Source organism: Rudaea sp., assembly GCF_057139185.1.
This window is the reverse complement of record NZ_DBNHDN010000007.1, coordinates 1-18062: the sequence shown is the minus strand read 5'-3', so window position 1 is coordinate 18062 and position 18062 is coordinate 1. Positions and strand designations below refer to the sequence as shown.

General features: G+C 64.1%; 13 protein-coding genes and 1 rRNA gene. 7 read left to right on the top strand and 7 right to left on the bottom strand.

The features are described from left to right. Window positions 1-96 precede the first annotated feature (96 nt). From AC16HO_RS02605 to radC, 3 genes are all read right to left on the bottom strand, one after another. A complete protein-coding gene (locus tag AC16HO_RS02605) occupies window positions 97-2484 on the bottom strand; it encodes a sodium:solute symporter family protein (RefSeq protein ID WP_395643859.1) in 2388 nt (795 codons plus the stop codon). A 47-nt stretch (window positions 2485-2531) separates the two neighbouring features. Next, a complete protein-coding gene (locus AC16HO_RS02600; RefSeq protein ID WP_395643858.1) occupies window positions 2532-3395 on the bottom strand; it encodes an HpcH/HpaI aldolase/citrate lyase family protein in 864 nt (287 codons plus the stop codon). 621 nt (window positions 3396-4016) lie between these two features. After that, entirely contained in the window at window positions 4017-4691 is a 675-nt protein-coding gene (gene radC, locus AC16HO_RS02595) for a RadC family protein (protein WP_395643857.1), read from the bottom strand. A gap of 314 nt (window positions 4692-5005) precedes the next feature. On the opposite strand from radC, the gene coaBC reads away from it, so the two are divergent. The 3 genes from coaBC (at window position 5006) to AC16HO_RS02580 (ending at window position 9206) form a co-directional block, all read left to right on the top strand. Continuing rightward, entirely contained in the window at window positions 5006-6271 is a 1266-nt protein-coding gene (coaBC, locus tag AC16HO_RS02590; protein ID WP_395643856.1) for a bifunctional phosphopantothenoylcysteine decarboxylase/phosphopantothenate--cysteine ligase CoaBC, read from the top strand. Next, window positions 6268-6723 (top strand): dUTP diphosphatase, encoded by a 456-nt coding sequence (gene dut / locus AC16HO_RS02585; protein WP_395643855.1) that lies wholly within the window; start codon window positions 6268-6270, stop codon window positions 6721-6723. The genes coaBC and dut overlap by 4 nt, the downstream gene beginning before the upstream one ends. 194 nt (window positions 6724-6917) lie before the next feature. Then, a complete protein-coding gene (locus AC16HO_RS02580) occupies window positions 6918-9206 on the top strand; it encodes a phosphomannomutase/phosphoglucomutase (protein WP_484335288.1) in 2289 nt (762 codons plus the stop codon). Window positions 9207-9288: 82 nt separating this feature from the next. Here AC16HO_RS02580 and AC16HO_RS02575 read toward each other — a convergent pair whose 3' ends face one another. Next, window positions 9289-9942 (bottom strand): DUF4124 domain-containing protein, encoded by a 654-nt coding sequence (locus tag AC16HO_RS02575; RefSeq protein WP_395643853.1) that lies wholly within the window; start codon window positions 9940-9942, stop codon window positions 9289-9291. A 65-nt stretch (window positions 9943-10007) separates the two neighbouring features. Continuing rightward, window positions 10008-10655 (bottom strand): orotate phosphoribosyltransferase, encoded by a 648-nt coding sequence (gene pyrE, locus AC16HO_RS02570; RefSeq protein ID WP_395643852.1) that lies wholly within the window; start codon window positions 10653-10655, stop codon window positions 10008-10010. 149 nt (window positions 10656-10804) lie between these two features. Here pyrE and AC16HO_RS02565 point away from each other — a divergent pair, with 149 nt between their 5' ends. Together AC16HO_RS02565 and AC16HO_RS02560 are read left to right on the top strand one after the other, a co-directional pair. Further along, complete coding sequence (locus AC16HO_RS02565; protein WP_395643851.1) at window positions 10805-11605, top strand: exodeoxyribonuclease III; 801 nt, start codon at window positions 10805-10807, stop codon at window positions 11603-11605. Further along, the gene (locus AC16HO_RS02560) at window positions 11602-13014 is read left to right on the top strand and encodes an AmpG family muropeptide MFS transporter (protein ID WP_395643850.1); all 1413 of its coding nucleotides are present in this window, start codon (window positions 11602-11604) and stop codon (window positions 13012-13014) included. Before AC16HO_RS02565 ends, AC16HO_RS02560 begins: the two co-directional genes overlap by 4 nt. Here AC16HO_RS02560 and AC16HO_RS02555 read toward each other — a convergent pair. Together AC16HO_RS02555 and AC16HO_RS02550 are read right to left on the bottom strand one after the other, a co-directional pair. Continuing rightward, the gene (locus AC16HO_RS02555) at window positions 12973-14082 is read right to left on the bottom strand and encodes an anhydro-N-acetylmuramic acid kinase (protein WP_395643849.1); all 1110 of its coding nucleotides are present in this window, start codon (window positions 14080-14082) and stop codon (window positions 12973-12975) included. The two genes, AC16HO_RS02560 and AC16HO_RS02555, sit on opposite strands and share 42 nt — an antisense overlap. Window positions 14083-14219: 137 nt before the next feature. Continuing rightward, window positions 14220-15557, bottom strand: a complete 1338-nt coding sequence (locus AC16HO_RS02550; protein ID WP_395643848.1) for an OapA family protein — start codon at window positions 15555-15557, stop codon at window positions 14220-14222. A gap of 301 nt (window positions 15558-15858) precedes the next feature. Between AC16HO_RS02550 and tyrS the strand changes: the two genes are divergently transcribed. Continuing rightward, window positions 15859-17076, top strand: coding sequence for a tyrosine--tRNA ligase (gene tyrS, locus AC16HO_RS02545; protein ID WP_395643847.1), 1218 nt, complete (start codon window positions 15859-15861; stop codon window positions 17074-17076). 543 nt (window positions 17077-17619) lie between these two features. Next, window positions 17620-18062 (top strand): 16S ribosomal RNA (locus AC16HO_RS02540); the annotation flags it as partial.

The window sequence follows — 18062 nt, the reverse complement described above, 5'->3', positions numbered from 1 at the left end:
TTGAAGACAAGATAAAAAAAACGAAGACGCTGGATTCCGGCTTGACCAGTCCTTCGGCTGTTAAAACCGCTGGAATGACGAGCAGAGAGACGAACGTCAGCCATCGCGATAAATCGTCAACCCCGCCAACGACCGTGTCGGTGGCGGAAACAGCAGGCTCGCGAGATAGCCGATGACGATGCACAGCATGATCGAGATCGCGAGATAGAAATACGGATGCACGATCTTCAGCGACCAGATCGCCAGCGTCAGCACCATGCTCGAGGCGATGCCGATCGCGACGCCGGGTGAATTCGCCCGGCGCGTGAACATGCCCAGGGTGTACGCGCCGGCAAAGCCGCCGCCGAGCAGCCCTGCGAGTTCGATGGAGACGTCGAACAGGGAATGGATGTCAAAGCGCGATAGCAGCAGGGCGATGGCGATGCCGACCAGGCCGGCGGCGACGGTCATGATTTCGGCGAAGCGCACGCTCTTGCGCGGGTCGGGTCGCGATGCGATCTTCTCGTAGAAATCCACCGAGGCCAGCGTCGCCACCGAGTTCATGATGCCGGAAAGCGTCGCCATCGCCGCGGCGAAGATGCCGGCGATGATCAGGCCGGTCACCCCGCTCGGCAATTCCGCGGCGATGAACAGCGGAAACGTCGCGTCGATCGGCAGCAGCGGATTCATGCGCTCGGGATGGGTCTTGTAGAACACGAACAGCGCCGTGCCGATCGTGTAGAAGACGAAGCCGCCCGGGATCATGATTGCGGCGAAGGCCCAGATCGAACGGCCGGCCTCCTTGTCGGACTTGGTCGAGAGCACGCGTTGCATCAGCACCTGGTCCTTGGGGAAGGTCAGCACCACGTCGAACACGACGAGAAAGATGAAGCCCCACACCGTCGCCTTGGTCAAATCGAAGCTGAAGTCGAAAAGTTTCGTCTTGTGCTCGGCGAGCGCTGTGGCGACGAACTCGCCGAAGCCGCCCTTGAGCTGCCAGACGATGAAGGCGATCGCGAAAATCGCACCGCCCATCTTCACGATCACCTGGACGAAGTCGGTCCAGATCACCGCACGCATGCCGCCGAGCGCGGTATAGATGATGGTGAAGCCGCCCATGAGCAGGATGCTCCAGGTCACGTCGATGCCGGTGATCGTCGCGATCGCGAGTGCGGGCAGATACAGGATCACGCTCATGCGACTGCCGAGCTGCATCGCGATGCACAGTGCGCTGGCGAGCATGCGGATCGCCGGGTGGAAGCGCGTCTCCAGGTACGAAAACACGCTCATCAGGTCGAGCCGGCGCAGCAGCGGCACGATGACGATTGCGACGAAGACCAGGCCGACCACGGCGATCAGGTTGTTCGTCATGTAGGTCCAGTTCGTCTCGAACGCTTTTGCGGGAATTGCGATGAAGCTGATCGAACTCGTGTTTGCCGCGTACAGACTCACGCCCGCAGCCCAGAACGGGATGCTGCGGCCGCCGACGAAGAATTCCGAGGTCGATTTATGCTTGTCGCGCAGGTAGAAATACATGCCGATGCCGATCATCGCGGCGAGGTAGACGACGATGACGATCCAGTCCAGCCACTTCAGCAACAACTTGCCCGCTTCGATTTCCGCGTAGCCGAAGCTGATGCTGCTGCCCGCCTGCGCCCAGAGCAAACCGTCGTTCCATGCCGTGATCGCGCCCGCTTCGGCCGTGCCGAGATCGGCAAGCGTGGCCCAGGCGCCCGTGATCGTGTGATAACTGACCAGATTCGTCGTGCCGTGGGCCGTGCGCACGAGGTAGAGCGCCGTGGCTTGGCCGATCGCGCGCGACGAACCAGGCACGATCGTGCCGGGCGCGATCGCCACGTCCTGCCAGCCTTTGTCCGCCGACCAGCGCCAGAGCTGATCTCCTGCGGCGCCAGCCGTCGGTACGCTGACGAACACCGCCGAATCTTGCGCGACGATCGAATCCGCTACACCGCCGGGACGCGCGGACAGCGTCTTCCAGCGCGGGTCGTTGACGACTGCGGCGAGTTGCAGCACGGTATTGCGGCCGCCCGCGTCGAGTCCACCGACGACGAGTGCGTCACCCTCGAGCGCTGCCCGTACCCGGGTCAGCGTGACCGGCAAGGCCGGCAATTCGCGCGCTGCCAGCGCGCCGTCGACCAGCGACCATTGCATCGCGCGGTCGACCGAGTCGGAGCCGGCCGGCCCGGCCAGCGCGAACGTGCGCACGCCGTCGCTGGCCAATGCGTGCACGCTGCCGCCTGTGGGCGGGGCGATGCGTTGCCACGCCCGGCGGTCCGCGGCGAGTACGAACGCGCCACGTTCCGTCAGCGCGAGCGGTCGCGCGTCGATCGCGGCGAGGCCGACCAGCGCGCCGGCATCGCTCAACACGGGCAGCGTGCCGATTTTCACCGTGGTCAGGTTTTCCGCTTGCGCGGCGGCGGCGATTCCCAGCGGCAGAACGCACGCAGCGAGCTTTCGCGCACCCGCAAGGCTCAAACGAAACATCGGACTCACTACAACCCCCAAATCTGGTTTTTCGCGCGAGCGGTGCTTCAGCGCCCTTCGGCGGCGGCAAGGATCGCCTCGGCACGGCGCAGGAACGGCGGATCGATCATGCGCCCGTCGACGAGGAAAGCGCCACGCCCCAACGCGGCCGCCTCGCGCGCGGCCGCGACGATGTGCCGTGCGAGTTCGACTTCGTCCGCGCCGAGCGCAAATACCGTGTTTGCCAGCGCCACCTGGCTGGGGTGGATGCAGGTTTTGCCGACGAAGCCCAGGTTGCGCGCCATGCGCGCCTCGGCGAGATAGCCGGCCTCGTCGCCGATGTCGGCGAAGGCACCGTCGAGGCACCAGATGCCGGCTTCGCCTGCGGCGAGGCGCAATGCGAACATCGCCGCGTGGATGTTGGCTGGATCACGGCGCTCGATGCCGAGCGGCTCGAACAGGTCGCCCAGGCCGAGTTGCAGCCCGCGCACGCGCGCGTGCGCAGCGGCGATCTGCGCGGCAAGGCGCAGGCCCTTGCTGCTTTCGATATTGATCAGCAGCCCGGCGCGCAGCGTCGTGCCGGGTGGTTCCATGTGCGCAATCGCGGCCGCGGCCGCGCGCACCTCTTCGGCGGATTCGCACTTGGGCAGATTGATCAAGTCCGCGCCAGCCATGGCGAGTGCCTTGATATCGTCGACGAAATGCGGTGTGCCGAGGGCGTTGACGCGCACGACGACGAGCTTGCCCGCCTCGCGTGCCGCGCCCGACCGGACGAATTCGGCGACGTGGCGGCGTGCGGCCGCCTTGGCGTCGTCCGCCACGGCGTCCTCGAGGTCGAACGAAAGCGCATCGGCGGCGCTGGCCGTACCCTTGACGAAAAGCTCCGGCCGTGAGCCGGGCAGGAACAGTTTGCTGCGGAGCAACGGGATCATGTGCGGCAGTGTGGGCGCGGGTGCTGCGAAAAGGAATCTGCCGCGGAATTTTCAGACGCAACTTTTCCTTGCGATTTCAACGCCGGGAACGAACCAGGCGGCAGCGCACGGTCCTGGCGGGTATGGCTTGGCTGCAGCGGTGGTCGAACCCGCATATCGACGCCAGCGCCTGTGGATAACTTTGTGCATAGGCCGGCGGCTTGCGCGAACCGGCGAAATCGGCTAAGCCGCCACGGCGCCGCCCGGGGAACACGGATTTTCATGTAACTACATGATTATCAAAAGAATAATTCCTGCATTCCAATCGTAATCCAAGTGTAAAACGTCGCAAATGCGGCGAATGTTGCATTGTGTATAAATCCACGGGCTAAACGCTTGTCCCGACGTAAGAATTTGGCAACAACCCGGAAGTAGCCTTGGTCGCCTCAGGCGTCGCAACAGGGCACAGGGAGTGGCGTGGCGTGCGGGATGCGCACGTCGCGGGCAGGCCGCAGGGATGGCCGACACGGACGTACCGACGCCTGAGCTGTCACCTGTTCGCGTCCTTTCGGGACGATCAGAAAACGGCCGGTACACAAGGACCGTTGCACCGCCGTTTTCGCTTGCGCCAGTCCTGCGCGGCTACAGCCAACCCATCTGAGCGAGCGATGCGGCGCGGCCGGCGCCGACGACCAGATGATCGAGCACGCGCACGTCGACCAGGTGCAGGGCGCGTTGCAGTTCGGCGGTGACGTCGCGATCGGCCTGGCTCGGTTCGGCGACGCCCGACGGATGATTGTGGGCGAAGATCGCCGCCGCCGCGTTGTGCGCCAGGCAGCGGCGCACGACTTCGCGCAGATGCACGCTGGCGCCGTTGATCGAGCCGCGGAACAATTCTTCGAACGCGATCATGCGGTGACGGTTGTCGAGATAGAGGCAGGCGAACACCTCGTACGGGTAACCCGCCAGTCTGGCGCGCACGAACTCTGCGCAGGCGCGCGGATTGGTCAGCGCATCGGCGCGTTCGAGGTCGGCGGCAAGGTAGCGCCGGCCGAGTTCGAGCGCGGCGCACAGTCGGCAGGCCTTGGCTGCGCCGAGCCCGGGCAGCCCGGCCAGCGCTGCGGGTTCGAGTTCGAGCAGCGTCTTCAATCCGCCGTCGCGGCCGAGCAATTCGCGCCCGAGGTCGACCGCGGTCTGGCCGCGGCGCCCGCTGCCGAGGAAGATCGCGAGCAGTTCCGCATCCGACAGCGCACCCGGGCCGCGCGCCAGCAATTTCTCGCGCGGGCGTTCCGCGCTGGGCCAGTCGAGGATCGTCATGGCGAAAGTTTCCGTCGGTATGCCGTGCGGACGCAGCCGGGACAGGCGCAAATTCCGGTAAGCTAGCAACGCATGTCGTTGTCGTTGGATTTCCTACACGGGGCGTCTCGAAAAGCCTGCTGCTCGATGTTGCGCCCCGGCGGGCGCTCGGACTGCGAAGGCAGGATGCCGAAGCGGACATTCGCGAAGCGAATGACCCGAACGGCGAGCCGCGGATGCGGCGAGTAGTCCTCATGTACTTCTATGTACACTCCGGTTCCTGCGTTCCGACGATACGCAAATTCTCTTCGCCGCTACGGTTTTTCGAGGTACCCATGGCTCAGATCGAGGCTCGAAACGGACTTGCCGGTTTGCGTGTGTTGCTCGGCGTTTCGGGCGGCATCGCGGCTTACAAGGCCTGCGAGCTGGTGCGCCGTCTGCGCGACGTCGGTGCCGAGGTTCGCGTCGTGCTGACCGAGAACGCGGCGCGCTTCGTCAGCGCGCTGACTTTCCAGGCTCTGTCGGGCCAGCCGGTGCGCTCGGGTTTGTGGGACGAGGCCGCCGAAGCCGCGATGGGGCATCTCGAACTCGCGCATTGGGCGCAGCGCATCGTCGTCGCGCCGGCCAGCGCCGACCTGATCGCGCGGCTCGCGCAGGGTTTCGCCGACGATCTGCTCACCACCCTGTGTCTCGCCAGCGACGCGCCGCTCGCGATCGCGCCTGCGATGAACCTGCGCATGTGGGCGCATGCCGCCACCCAAGCCAATGTTGCCACGCTGCGCGCGCGCGGCGCGGTGTTTTTCGGCCCCGGTGAAGGACGCATGGCCGAGCCGGAGTCGGGTCTCGGCCGCTTGCTCGAGCCGCACGAGATCATCGCCGAACTCGGCGCGCTGCATGGTCCGGCGGTGCTGGCGGGCAGGCGTGTGCTGGTCAGTGCGGGACCGACCTACGAGGACATCGATCCAGTGCGTTTCATCGGCAACCGCAGCTCGGGGCGTATGGGTTTTGCCGTCGCCCAGGCGGCGATGGAGCAGGGTGCGCGCGTCGAACTCGTTGCCGGCCCCGTACACCTGCCGACGCCCGCAGGCGTCGCCCGTGTCGACGTGCGCAGCGCGCGCGACATGCGCGAGGCGGTGCTTGCGCGCGCGCCGCACAGCGATATCTACATCGGCGCCGCCGCGGTCGGCGATTTTCGTCCACACGAAATCGCCGCGCACAAACTGAAGAAGACTGGCGGCGCGTTGACCCTGAGCCTGAACGAGAATCCCGACATCCTCGCCGCTGTCGCCGCGCTCAAGTCGCGGCCCTACGTCGTCGGTTTCGCCGCCGAGACGCAGAACATCGAGGGTTACGCGCGCGCCAAGCTCGAACGCAAGAAGCTCGACCTGATTGCGGCGAACAAGGTCGGCGAAGGCGAGGGGTTCGACGCCTGCCAGAACGAGATCCTGCTGATCTCGCGTGACGGCAGCGAGCGCCTCGCGCGCGCCGACAAGCTCGCGCTCGCGCGCCAGCTCGTCGCGCGCATCGCCGAGCGCTTCGCGGCGCGCAAGGAGGTGCCGAAAAAGGTCGCGGTCGTCGCGGCGAAGCGCAAGTCACGATGATCGACGTCGAGCTGAAGATTCTCGATCCGCGCCTGGGCAGCGACATCCCGCTGCCCGCGCGGGCGACGCCGGGTTCGGCGGGCATGGACCTGCGCGCGGCGCTCGACGCGCCGCTCACGCTCGAGCCCGGCGCGAGCGTGCTGATCCCGACCGGCATCGCGATCCATATCGAAGATGTGAACTACTGCGCAGTCATCCTGCCGAGATCGGGATTGGGTCACAAACACGGTCTCGTGCTCGGCAATCTGGTCGGCTTGATCGATGCGGATTACCAGGGGCCGCTGATGATTTCGTGCTGGAATCGCGCTGCGGCTGGCTATACCATCGTACCGGGGGAACGCATCGCGCAGCTGGTCTTTTTGCCGGTCGCGCATGCGCGATTTCGTGTGGTCGACGAGTTCGATGCCAGCGCCCGCGGCGCCGGCGGATTCGGTCACTCCGGCAGCGTGTAGCGCACAGCTGTCGCCCCGGAACGACACAGGGGGAATCGATCGTGGCGAGTTGGCTTGCGAGAAAGAAACCTGATGAGTTGCCCGATGCCGAACTCGAAGGCGCGGGGGCCGCGTCTGCGGCGAGCGCTTCGGTTGCGCATGCGAAGCGCGAACGACACGACAACGTGGAAAGTGCCGGCATGGGCCGTTACATCATGCTGGTCGGCGCGCTGTTGCTGTGGATCCTCGGCATTTTCTTCGTCTGGCAAGCCTGGCTTGTCCATGGAGAGCAGGATGACAGGGCGCGGGTCGAGGCGGCGCGCGATGACGAAATCCGGGTGCTTGGCCAGTTGCTGACCGACACGCGATCGCGGCTGCAGCAGGCGCTGGCGAGCGATGCGGTCTCGGCGCCTCTGGCCGAGTCCTGGGAGAGCGGACGCGACGCGGCCGTGCAGGCAATGAAACAAGCCGTGTCCGAACTCGTCACCATCGATTTCTACCGTGCCGACATCTCCGACGTACTGGTGTCGGACTTCGCCAAGACGGGGTATGCGCGCTCGGCCATGCTCGTGCAGGCCAGCCGCACACGACAGCCGGTTCCCGCGCAATCGGTGGCTGGCGAGGGCGGCAGGCGCCTGTTGGCGTTCGCACTGCCGGTGACCCGCGGCGGACAATTGCTTGCCTATGCCTGGGTCGCATTGCCGCTGGAGCCATTGCTGGCGGCATTCCGCAAGCCTGGCAACGCGGGATTCGAACTGCGTCAGGGTGATGGCGGCAACGGTCTGCTGCTGGCAACGATAGGCACCACCGGTGGAAACATGTCCGACAATGTCGGCAAACCGGTAGCGAACAGCTTGTTTCGTGTCGATATCACACAGCCTTCGTCGTTGATCTTCATGCCGCACAGCTTGCTTTTGCTCGGCATGCTTGCTTTGCTGGCATGGGCCGCAGGCGGGATAATGTTCCACGCCCGCCTGGTCGGCTGGCGCGCGGCATTCGAGGCGTTGCGGCCGCGCAAACAAGAACCAGGTCCGACCACGACCGAAGAAGCCGCCGAGGAATCCGTTCCGATGTCTCCAGCCCGTGCGGCGCCTCCAAAACCTGCTCCCGTGGAGGATCAGGATATCCACGTCAGTCGCAGCATCTTCCGTGCGTACGATATCCGCGGCGTGCTCGGCAAGACCCTGAATGTCGACGTTGCGCGCCTGATCGGTCGTGCGATCGGCAGCGAGATGGCGAGCCGGGGCCTGAGCACGATCGCGGTCGGCCGCGATGGGCGCTTGTCCGGGCCAAGCCTGGCTGCCGCCCTGATCGAGGGTCTTCGCGCGACCGGCGTGAACGTGACCGATATTGGGGCTGCGCCAACGCCGGTGCTGTATTTCGCCACCCATCATCTGAATCTCGGTTCCGGCGTGATGGTCACCGGCAGTCACAATCCGCCCGACTACAACGGCTTCAAGATCGTGCTCGGCGGCGAGACGTTGGCCGAGGACGCGATCCAGAAGCTCTGCCAGCGCATCGTCGACAGGGACTTTGTCAGCGGTACCGGGTTGCTCGAGAAGCGCGATCTGAGTGCCGACTACATCGAGCGTATCGCCGGCGATGTGCGCGTGCATCGCCCGGTCAAGGTCGTCATCGATTGCGGCAACGGCATTCCGGGGGCGATTGCGCCGCAGCTGTTCGAACGCCTTGGCGCCGATGTCATTCCGCTGTTCTGCGAAGTCGACGGCAATTTCCCGAACCACCACCCCGATCCGTCCGATTTGCACAACCTCGAAGACCTCATCCTCACGGTCAAGCAGGTCAAGGCCGATCTAGGCATCGCGTTCGATGGCGACGGCGATCGTCTCGGCGTGGTGATCCCGTCGGGTGAAGTGATATTCCCCGACCGTACCCTGATGCTGTTCGCCCAGGACGTGCTCTCGCGCAATCCGGGCGCGACGATCATCTATGACGTGAAATGCACCGGCAAACTCGCGCCGGTGATCGAAGCGGCCGGCGGCGCGCCGCTGATGTGGCGCACCGGACATTCCCTGATCAAGGGCAAGATGCGCGAAACCGGCGCGGCGCTGGCCGGAGAGATGAGCGGCCATTTCTTTTTCAAGGAACGTTGGTACGGGTTCGATGACGGCTTGTATGCCGGCGCGCGCCTGCTCGAGATCCTCTCCGGCGATGCACGGCAGCGCTTGCCACAGGCGGTGTTCGAATCGCTGCCGAACAGCGTTTCAACGCCCGAGCTCAAGATCGAGCTGGCCGAAGGCGAGCACTACAAGTTCATCGAACGCTTCAAGCAGGAAGCAAAATTCGAAGGCGCCGCGATCAACACGCTCGACGGCCTGCGTGCCGACTGGCCGGATGGTTGGGGCCTCGTGCGCGCCTCGAACACGACGCCTGTGCTGGTGCTGCGTTTCGATGCCGAAAGCATGGACGTGCTCAAACGCGTGCAGAATCTGTTCCGTGCCCAGCTGCTCGCGGTCAATTCGAAATTGAAGCTGCCGTTCTAGCCGGCGCGCTTCGATTTGCCGTGGTTCGATTCGTTGCGCCCGGACATCGAGGGGCCGGAAATCAGGATGCGAGGTTCGTCGGCTATGGCGAGCCGGCTTTCTGTTGTGCCGCGCGCAACTCGCGGTAGTGGGCGAGTTCGGCTTGCGCCTTCTGTTCCGATAGCGCGCGCTCCGCGAGTTTGTCCGCGGTGTATTTCCTCTGTGCCGCCACGTTTCTGCTCAGCGCCTCGATCTGCTGCTTGACCGCAGCCGGCACGGGTTTGCCGTCGCGTTCGAACGTGGAGGCGTAGGTGAGCTGCTCGGTCAGACTTTTTTCCTGGTTGGCCTCACTGATCTTGACGTTGGCGAGATCCAGATCGATCGCCACTACGCGTCCTTTCTGCGCGGCGATCAATGCCTGTTCCGAGGGGTAGGCTTGCAACAATTGGCGGTCGGCTTGCGCGGCTTCCTCAATGCGTTGCTTTTCACGCGCGGATGCATCGGCTGCCGCGGCATCGGCTTTCCTCTCGTCTGCGTTCTTGACCCGGTCGACATGCTTGACCACGCTGCCGCGCGCGTCGATCACGTCGTAGCCGGCTTGCAGCGCTTCAGCGGTCGGCACGTCGCTGTATTGGACGATGCCGTGCGCGTCGGTCCAGCGATAGCGGTTGTGCAGGCCCTTGTCGTCGGCGCGGACATATTGCGTGGCAACGGTCGCGAGGGCCAGCGTCAATGCGAGGGAAGTGCTGAAGCGCATGAAATATCCTCAGGTTTCGTAAAGCATAAACGATCGAGCACTCGCAAAAAGTGCGCGTCACCGCATCATTCAGCGGTGGCATGGGCGCGCCGGTATGCTTCCATGCGTTCCCGATACATGTCGAGTTCGGCGTGGGTGTCGATCAGCGCGAACAGTTCGGCGAGGCGCGCGATGGCGATCACCGGCACGCCGAACTCGCGCTCGACTTCCTGCACCGCGGACAGCGCACCTCGACCGCGCTCCTGGCGGTCGAGCGCAATCAGGATACCCGCTGCGGTCGCTCCTTGCGCGGCGATCAACGCGAGCGATTCGCGGATCGCCGTGCCTGCCGTGATCACGTCATCGACGACCAGCACGCGACCTTTGAGCGGCGCGCCGATCACCACACCGCCCTCGCCGTGGGTCTTCGCCTCCTTGCGGTTGAACGCCACCGGAACGTCGTGCTGGGTGGCGTCGGCCAGCGCGATCGCGGTCGCGGTCGCGAGCGGAATGCCCTTGTAGGCCGGCCCGAACAGCATGTCGAACTGGATGCCCGAAGCCAGCGCCGTCTGCGCGTACGCATGCCCGAGCGTAGACAGCGCCGCACCCGAGTCGATCATGCCGGCGTTGAAGAAGTAAGGGCTGACACGGCCTGACTTCAGTGTGAATTCGCCGAAGCGCAGCGCGTTCTTGGCGAGGGCGAGGTCGAGGAAGGATTGCTGATGGGGAAGCATCGGGATTCGAAACTCGGGGCTCGGGACTCGATGATAGCGAAAGTGCTCCGTCGCATCGAAGACTGCACTGGCAAAGATTCATGCACTGCGTCGAAAGGGCCGCACGCAATCCGGTAATCTACGAGCCCCGAGCCCCGAGCCCCGAACCCGTGAAAATCCTCACCTTCAACGCCAACGGCATCCGTTCTGCCGCGAACAAGGGCTTCTTCGACTGGCTGAAGCAGCAGGATGCCGACGTGGTCTGCCTGCAGGAGACCAAGGCGCAGGAGGATCAGCTCGCCGATCCGATGTTCCGCCCCGACGGCCACCACTGCTTCTATCGCGACGCGACGACGAAGAAGGGCTACAGCGGCGTCGCGATCTACGCTAAACGCGAGCCGGACGAGGTGCGCACCGCGCTCGGCTGGCGCGAGTTCGACGAGGAAGGCCGCTACATCGAAGCGCGTTTCGGCAAGCTCAGCGTGGTCTCGTTCTACATCCCGTCCGGCACCTCGGGCGAGGAGCGGCAGGACTTCAAGTTCAAGGTCATGAACTGGCTCACGCCGATCTTTGCCGAATGGCTGAAATCCGGCCGCGACTACGTGCTCTGTGGCGACTGGAACATCGTGCGCGCGAAGGACGACATCAAGAACTGGACCTCGAACCAGAAGAATTCCGGTTGCTTGCCGACCGAGCGCGCCTGGCTCAACGGCCTGATCGCCGACACGCACGGCGACGGCCTGACCAAGCCGCCGAAGATCGGCTGGAACGATGCCTTCCGCGTGGCCAAGCCCGACACGGTCGAATACACCTGGTGGTCGGCGCGCGGCGGCGCGCGCGCGAACAATGTCGGCTGGCGCATCGACTACCAGATCGTCACGCCGGGCATGGGCAAGAAAGTGAAGCGTTGCGAGATCACGCCCGCGCCGCGTTTCTCCGACCACGCGCCGATGCTGGTCGAGTACGCGTGAGTCTTTCGCTGCAGCGCTGGCGCTCGGCACTCGGCGACTATGCGCGCACCGACGTGCGCGCGATGCTGCTGCTCGGCTTTGCCGCCGGCTTGCCGTTTCCGCTGGTACTGACGACGCTGTCGGCACGCCTGCGCCAAAGCGGGATCGATCGCACGACGATCGGCTACTTCAGTCTGGTCGGTCTAGCCTATTCGCTGAAATTCCTTTGGTCCCCGGTCGTCGATCGCTTTGCGCTGCCGTTCTTGAGCAGGATCGGCCGCAGGCGTAGTTGGATGCTGCTTGCGCAGTTCGCGATCCTGTTCGGCATTGTCGCGATGGCGTTGACCGATCCGGTAGTTCACGCCGAGCACATTGCGTGGTTTGCGGTGATCACCGCATTCGCCTCGGCGACGCAGGACATCGCGCTCGATGCCTATCGCATCGAATCGGCCGAGCCGCAGTGGCAAGGTGCGCTGGCGGCGGCATATCAAGTTGGCTACCAATGCGCACTGATCACCGGCGGTGCGGGTGCGCTGTACGCGGCGGCGAAGGGCGGATGGACGTCGGCTTATCTGACTATGGCGCTGTGCTTCGCAGTGGGGCCGTTGACGATCCTGTTCTTGCGCGAAACCGGTGCGGCGATATCGCGCGCGACGGTCGTGCAGGAAACGCGAGCGGTCGCGTTCCTCGAACGTTCAGCGCATTGGCCGGCTGCGCTGCGCAGCGTGGTCGCCTGGTTGCTCGGCGCCATCGTCAGTCCGATCGTCGATTTCTTCGCGCGCAACGGCTGGAAAGTCGCGGTGCCGCTACTGCTGTTGATCGTGACCTACCGGCTCAACTACACGACGATGGGCGTCGCCGCGATTCCGTTTTACGTAGACGCCGGCTACACGCTCGACAGCATCGCGCTGATCTCGAAAGGCTACGGTGTTGCGTTGACCCTGGGCGGCGCCGTGCTCGCGGGTTACCTGGTCAAGCGCATCGGCATTCCGTCCACTTTGCTGCTCGGCGTCGTGCTGTTGTCGCTCGCGAATCTGCTCTACGCCTACTCTGCCGATCGGCTTGCGCCGTTCATCGCTCAGCATGCCGTCGATCCCATGAATGCGCCGGAACCCGATCGCATCTGGCTGATCGCGATGGTCAGCCTCGACAATATCGCCAACGGTATCGCCGGCACGGCGTTTATCGCATTCATGTCGTCGCTGACGAACGTCGCCTATACGGCCACGCAATACGCGCTGTTCGGCACGCTGTGGAGCCTGCCGGCGAAAACGTTGGCCAGCCAATGGGGCGTCATCGTCGACAAGTTCGGCTATCCGCCGTTCTTCATCTACACCGCCGTGACCGGCATTCCCGCGATGTTGCTGGTGCTCTGGCTGCTGCGGCGATCACGCCGGATAGACGCCGCCGAGGATGCGCGGCCCGCGTGAGCCGGTGACCGTGTGCACGTTCGGCGCGGCGTGGCCATTGAGCCGTTCGCGCGCGAGCCAGGCGAAAGTCATCGCCTCGACGAAATCGGGATCGATGCCGAGATCGGCGATGTTCGCGACCTGAATCGGCGCGAGCGCTTCCGCGATCGCGGCCACCAACACCGGATTGTGTACGCCGCCGCCGCAAACCCAGACCTCGCGCGCGTCGCGCGCCTGCGTGCGGATCGCGTCGGCGATCGTCATCGCCGACAGCGCGACCAGTGTCGCCTGCACGTTCTTCGGCGCGATCGCGAGGCCACGCAGGTGTTCGGCAAGCCAGGTCAGATGAAACACCTCGCGGCCCGTGCTTTTCGGCGCCGCCAGAGCAAAATACGGCTCCGACAACAGGCGCTTGAGCAGCGTTTCGTCGATGCGGCCCGAGGCGGCGAAGGCGCCGTCCTTGTCGTAGGGCTGATCGAGATGTTTGGCGATCCAGGCGTCGAGCAGGCAGCTCGCCGGGCCGGTGTCGAAGCCGCGCAACGGCTGCTTCGCGTTGCCGGGCAGGATCGTGATATTGGCGATGCCGCCGAGGTTGAGCACCACGCGAGTCCGTTTGTCCTTCGCCAGCATGGCCGCATGGAATGCCGGTGCCAGCGGCGCACCGTGGCCGCCCGCGGCGAGATCGCGACGGCGGAAATCGGCGACGGTGGTGATGCCGGTCAGCTCGGCGATGAGGTTCGGATCGCCGAGCTGCATCGTGTACGGCGCGGGGCCGAGCGGGTGATGACGCACGGTCTGGCCGTGCGAACCGAGCGCGCGGACCTGCTTCGCATCGACGCCTTCGCGCTTGAGCAGTGTGTTTGCGGCTGCCGCAAATGCGCGCGCGATTTCGACGTCGAGCGCACCGAATTCGTCGAGCGCGATGCGTCCATCGCCCTGCGCGAGCGCGAGGATGCGTCGGCGCAGATTGTCCGGATACGGATGGGTCAGGTGGGCGCGCAGCCCGGGTCTGCGCACGAACGTAGCCAGCGCGACGTCGATGCCGTCGGCGCTGGTACCGGAAATCAGGCCGAGATACAGCGCCGCCATAGGAAGAATCTCAGATCAAAAACCCGGCGCTCTGAGGAAACCACGCAGAAGGCGCTTGAAGACCTCAAGAAGAATTCCGTCCTGCCGGTCAGAAACCCGATTTCTTGTGCCTTCACAGTTCAACGTCTGGAGCGGCCTTACTTCGCCGAAGCGAGTTGCGTGGCTTCGAGCCGATTGAGACGCGCGAGCATCGGCTGGGTCTGGCTGCGGAAACGCGCGAGTTCGACACCGGGCAGCGGCTCGGGCGGCAGTGTCGTCACTGTCAGCGGGTTGCGGTGCTGGCCGTCGACGCGGAATTCGTAGTGCAGGTGCGGGCCGGTGGCGAGGCCGGTCATGCCGACGTAGCCGATCGTCGCGCCCTGTGCGACGTGCTGGCCGACCTGATAGCCGCCGAGGCGCGACATGTGGCCGTACAGCGTGGTCGTGTGCGGATTGTGCTGGACGATGACGACGTTGCCGTAACCCGGCTGCCAGCCGCGAAACGCGATCTTGCCGTCGCCGGCGGCGCGGATCGGCGTGCCCTGCGGTGCGGCGTAGTCGACGCCCTTGTGTGCGCGCATCGTGCCGAGGATCGGGTGCATGCGCGCGACTGAGAAATACGAGGTGATGCGCGAAAAGTCGAGCGGTGTGCGCAGGAAGGACTTCTTCAGCGGCCGGCCCTCGCCGCTGTAGTAGCTCGTCTCACCCGCGCTGTTGGTGAAACGGAACGCGGAGTAGCGCTTGCCCTTGTTGACGAAGGTCGCGGCGATGATGTCGCCGTCGCGCAGGCGCTCACCCTCGCGGTAGACGTCGTCGTAGAGTACGGTGAAGCTGTCGCCCTGGCGCAGATCCTGAGCGAAGTCGATGTCGTAGCCGAACGCGTTGGCGAGTTGCAGCACCATCGCATCGCTCATGCCGGCGGCCTCACCCGCGCCGAACAGCGAGGAATCGATGGTGCCGCGGGCGACGTGGGTGCGGCGCTCGATGTTGCGGTCGAGTTCGGTTTGCTTGATGCCGGCGGCGCCGAAGCTTGCGATCACGCGTGTGCGATCGTCGCGGTCGAAGCGGACGGCACGCAACGAGCCGTCGTCGTTGCGTTGAAATGCGAATTCATCGCCCGGATGGATGCTGCGCAGGCAGCGCGTGTTGTCGGGGTCGTCGAGCAGGCGCGCGAGATCGGTGGCATTGAGTCCCTGCTGCTGGAAGATGTCGGCCAGCGTCTGTCCGGACTTGACCTTGACCACCAGCCAGGCGCTGTCGTCGGTCAGCGGATTGTTGTTCGTCGCGTCGATCGCCGCAGACAAGGCCGCATCTTCCGGCGATAATGTCGGCAGTGGCAGGTCCAGCGTCGTGCGCGGCACGTGGCCCGAGTCGCGCATCGCCAGTGCCCAGGTCGGGATCGTCGTGCCGGCGGCGACGAGTACCGCGACAATGGCGCCGGCAAGGACGACATGACGCCGCCGCCACGACAGCGGCGCCTTCGCGAGATTCTGCATAAAAGTCCACCTTGCTGTTGGAGTGGACGTGCGGGTATCGCCGTCGTGCGGTGCGATTCGCGTGGCGCAGGATTGCGGTGCGCGCTCCGCGCCGGAGTGGTTTCTGTTCAGGTTCACGGTCGGCTTCCGACAAAACAGGCCGTACCATATCCAGTCGAAAACCGTGCGTCAATCCTTTGTTTTTCAATGAGTTCTGACCGGTTTTTCGAATAATGTTTTTTTAACTCCGATCTGACGAAAACTGAACGGATCGGGCGGTTTGTACAAGCATACTTTTCGCGTAAAGCGGGTGGAAACGACGATGTCAGCAGAACTGCAGGCGGCCCTGGACCTGATCGGCCGCGGTGCCGAGGAAATCATCAAGCGCGAGGATCTGGAATCCCGACTCAAGCTCGGCCGCCCGCTAAGGATCAAGGCCGGATTCGACCCGACCGCGCCTGACCTGCATCTCGGCCACACGGTGTTGCTGAACAAGATGCGCCAGTTCCAGGATCTTGGCCATCAGGTCATCTTCCTGATCGGCGACTTCACCGGCATGATCGGCGATCCGACCGGCAAGAACGCCACGCGCAAGCCGCTGAGCCGCGAGGACATCGAAGCCAACGCCAAGACCTACGCCGATCAGGTGTTCAAGGTGCTTGATCGCGAAAAAACCGAGGTACGCTTCAATTCCGAATGGTTCGGCAAGATGGACGCAGCCGGCATGATCAAGCTCGCGGCCAGGCACACCGTTGCGCGCATGCTCGAGCGCGACGATTTCGCCAAGCGCTACAAGGGCGGTCAGCCGATCGCGATCCATGAATTCCTTTATCCGCTCGTGCAGGGCCACGACTCGGTCGCGCTTGAATGCGACGTCGAGCTCGGCGGTACCGACCAGAAGTTCAACCTGCTCGTCGGCCGCCAGTTGCAGGAGGAGGCCGGCCAGCCGCCGCAGATCGTGCTGACCATGCCGCTGCTCGAAGGCCTCGATGGCGTGCACAAGATGTCGAAGTCGCTCGGCAACTACATCGGCATCAACGAGCCGGCGATCGACATCGTCAACAAGACGATGAAGATCGGCGACGAGCTGATGTGGCGCTGGTACGAACTCTTGAGCCTGGATCGTTCGGCGGCCGACATCGAGAAGATGAAGCGCGAAGTCGCGGACGGACAACTGCATCCGCGCGACGCCAAGCTCGCGCTCGCGCGCGAACTGGCGACACGCTTCCAGGGCGCGGATGGGGCGGAGCGCGCGATCGAGCAGTGGAATGCGCTGGTGCGCGAACAACGTGTCGACGTCGATCTGCCGCTGCAGGACGTCGCGGTCGCCGCCGAAGGCATCCGCATCGCGCCGCTGTTCGTCGCGGCCAGGCTCGCGGCAAGCAATTCCGAGGTGACGCGCAAGCTTGCCGAACGCGCGGTGCGCATCGACGGCGTCGTGGTCGAAGACCGAGAACGCGTGCTTGCGGCCGGCGGTGAGCACCTGCTGCAGGTCGGCAAGCGCGCATTTGCTCGCGTGCGCCTGGTTGCTGCCGCATAGCGCCGAGCTGCTCTGCGTAGGGCCCTGCAAAAAAACTTCGCCGCGGGCTTGACGAATCGGGAATTGGTTGTAGGATTCGCGGCCCTTCGTCGTGCGGCCGGGAACGGTGCGGTGCGACAAGAGGTGATCTTCGAGGCGTCGACAAGAAGTTGTTTCGTGAGTGTTGACGAAACGGAAATCGGATGTATGATTCGCCCCCCTTCGATTGGTGCCGCCGCTGGCAAGATCGAAGGGCTGAATCCCGACAAAACCTTTCGAAGATTTTTCAAAAAAGGTGTTGACGGATACGAAATTGGTTGTATAGTAGGCGGCTCTCTCGGACGAAATGTTCGATGAGCGCGGAGGTGAAAACGCCCCCGCAGGAATTCGATCTTTGACAGTGTGCGCAGGTGACTTGTGTGGGCGCCTTGGGGTGGACAACACGTCCATCGAATCAAGAGCGTCTTCAAGCCTCGACCGAGAAATCGGTCAAATTTGAGTAATCAAAGCAGCTTGGTTTCACTCTCTAAAGTAATTTGTCAGCAGCAATGCTGACTGCAATTTCAACTGAAGAGTTTGATCCTGGCTCAGAGTGAACGCTGGCGGCATGCCTAACACATGCAAGTCGAACGGCAGCACAGCAGTAGCAATACTGTGGGTGGCGAGTGGCGGACGGGTGAGGAATACATCGGAATTTGCCCTGTCGTGGGGGATAACGTAGGGAAACTTACGCTAATACCGCATACGACCTAACGGTGAAAGCGGGGGATCGCAAGACCTCGCGCGGCTGGAGAAGCCGATGTCAGATTAGCTAGTTGGCGGGGTAAAGGCCCACCAAGGCGACGATCTGTAGCTGGTCTGAGAGGATGATCAGCCACACTGGGACTGAGACACGGCCCAGACTCCTACGGGAGGCAGCAGTGGGGAATATTGGACAATGGGCGCAAGCCTGATCCAGCAATGCCGCGTGTGTGAAGAAGGCCTTCGGGTTGTAAAGCACTTTTATC

Excerpts from the sequence above, each read along its gene's own strand:
- pyrE (WP_395643852.1), bottom strand. The coding sequence starts at position 10,655 with ATGCTTCCCCATCAGCAATCCTTCCTCGACCTCGCCCTCGCCAAGAAC.
- AC16HO_RS02600 (WP_395643858.1), bottom strand. The coding sequence starts at position 3,395 with ATGATCCCGTTGCTCCGCAGCAAACTGTTCCTGCCCGGCTCACGGCCG.
- AC16HO_RS02550 (WP_395643848.1), bottom strand. The coding sequence starts at position 15,557 with ATGCAGAATCTCGCGAAGGCGCCGCTGTCGTGGCGGCGGCGTCATGTC.
- AC16HO_RS02605 (WP_395643859.1), bottom strand. The coding sequence starts at position 2,484 with ATGTTTCGTTTGAGCCTTGCGGGTGCGCGAAAGCTCGCTGCGTGCGTT.
- coaBC (WP_395643856.1), top strand. The coding sequence starts at position 5,006 with ATGGCTCAGATCGAGGCTCGAAACGGACTTGCCGGTTTGCGTGTGTTG.
- AC16HO_RS02555 (WP_395643849.1), bottom strand. The coding sequence starts at position 14,082 with ATGGCGGCGCTGTATCTCGGCCTGATTTCCGGTACCAGCGCCGACGGC.
- dut (WP_395643855.1), top strand. The coding sequence starts at position 6,268 with ATGATCGACGTCGAGCTGAAGATTCTCGATCCGCGCCTGGGCAGCGAC.
- AC16HO_RS02580 (WP_484335288.1), top strand. The coding sequence starts at position 6,918 with ATGCTGGTCGGCGCGCTGTTGCTGTGGATCCTCGGCATTTTCTTCGTC.
- radC (WP_395643857.1), bottom strand. The coding sequence starts at position 4,691 with ATGACGATCCTCGACTGGCCCAGCGCGGAACGCCCGCGCGAGAAATTG.
- tyrS (WP_395643847.1), top strand. The coding sequence starts at position 15,859 with ATGTCAGCAGAACTGCAGGCGGCCCTGGACCTGATCGGCCGCGGTGCC.
- AC16HO_RS02575 (WP_395643853.1), bottom strand. The coding sequence starts at position 9,942 with ATGCGCTTCAGCACTTCCCTCGCATTGACGCTGGCCCTCGCGACCGTT.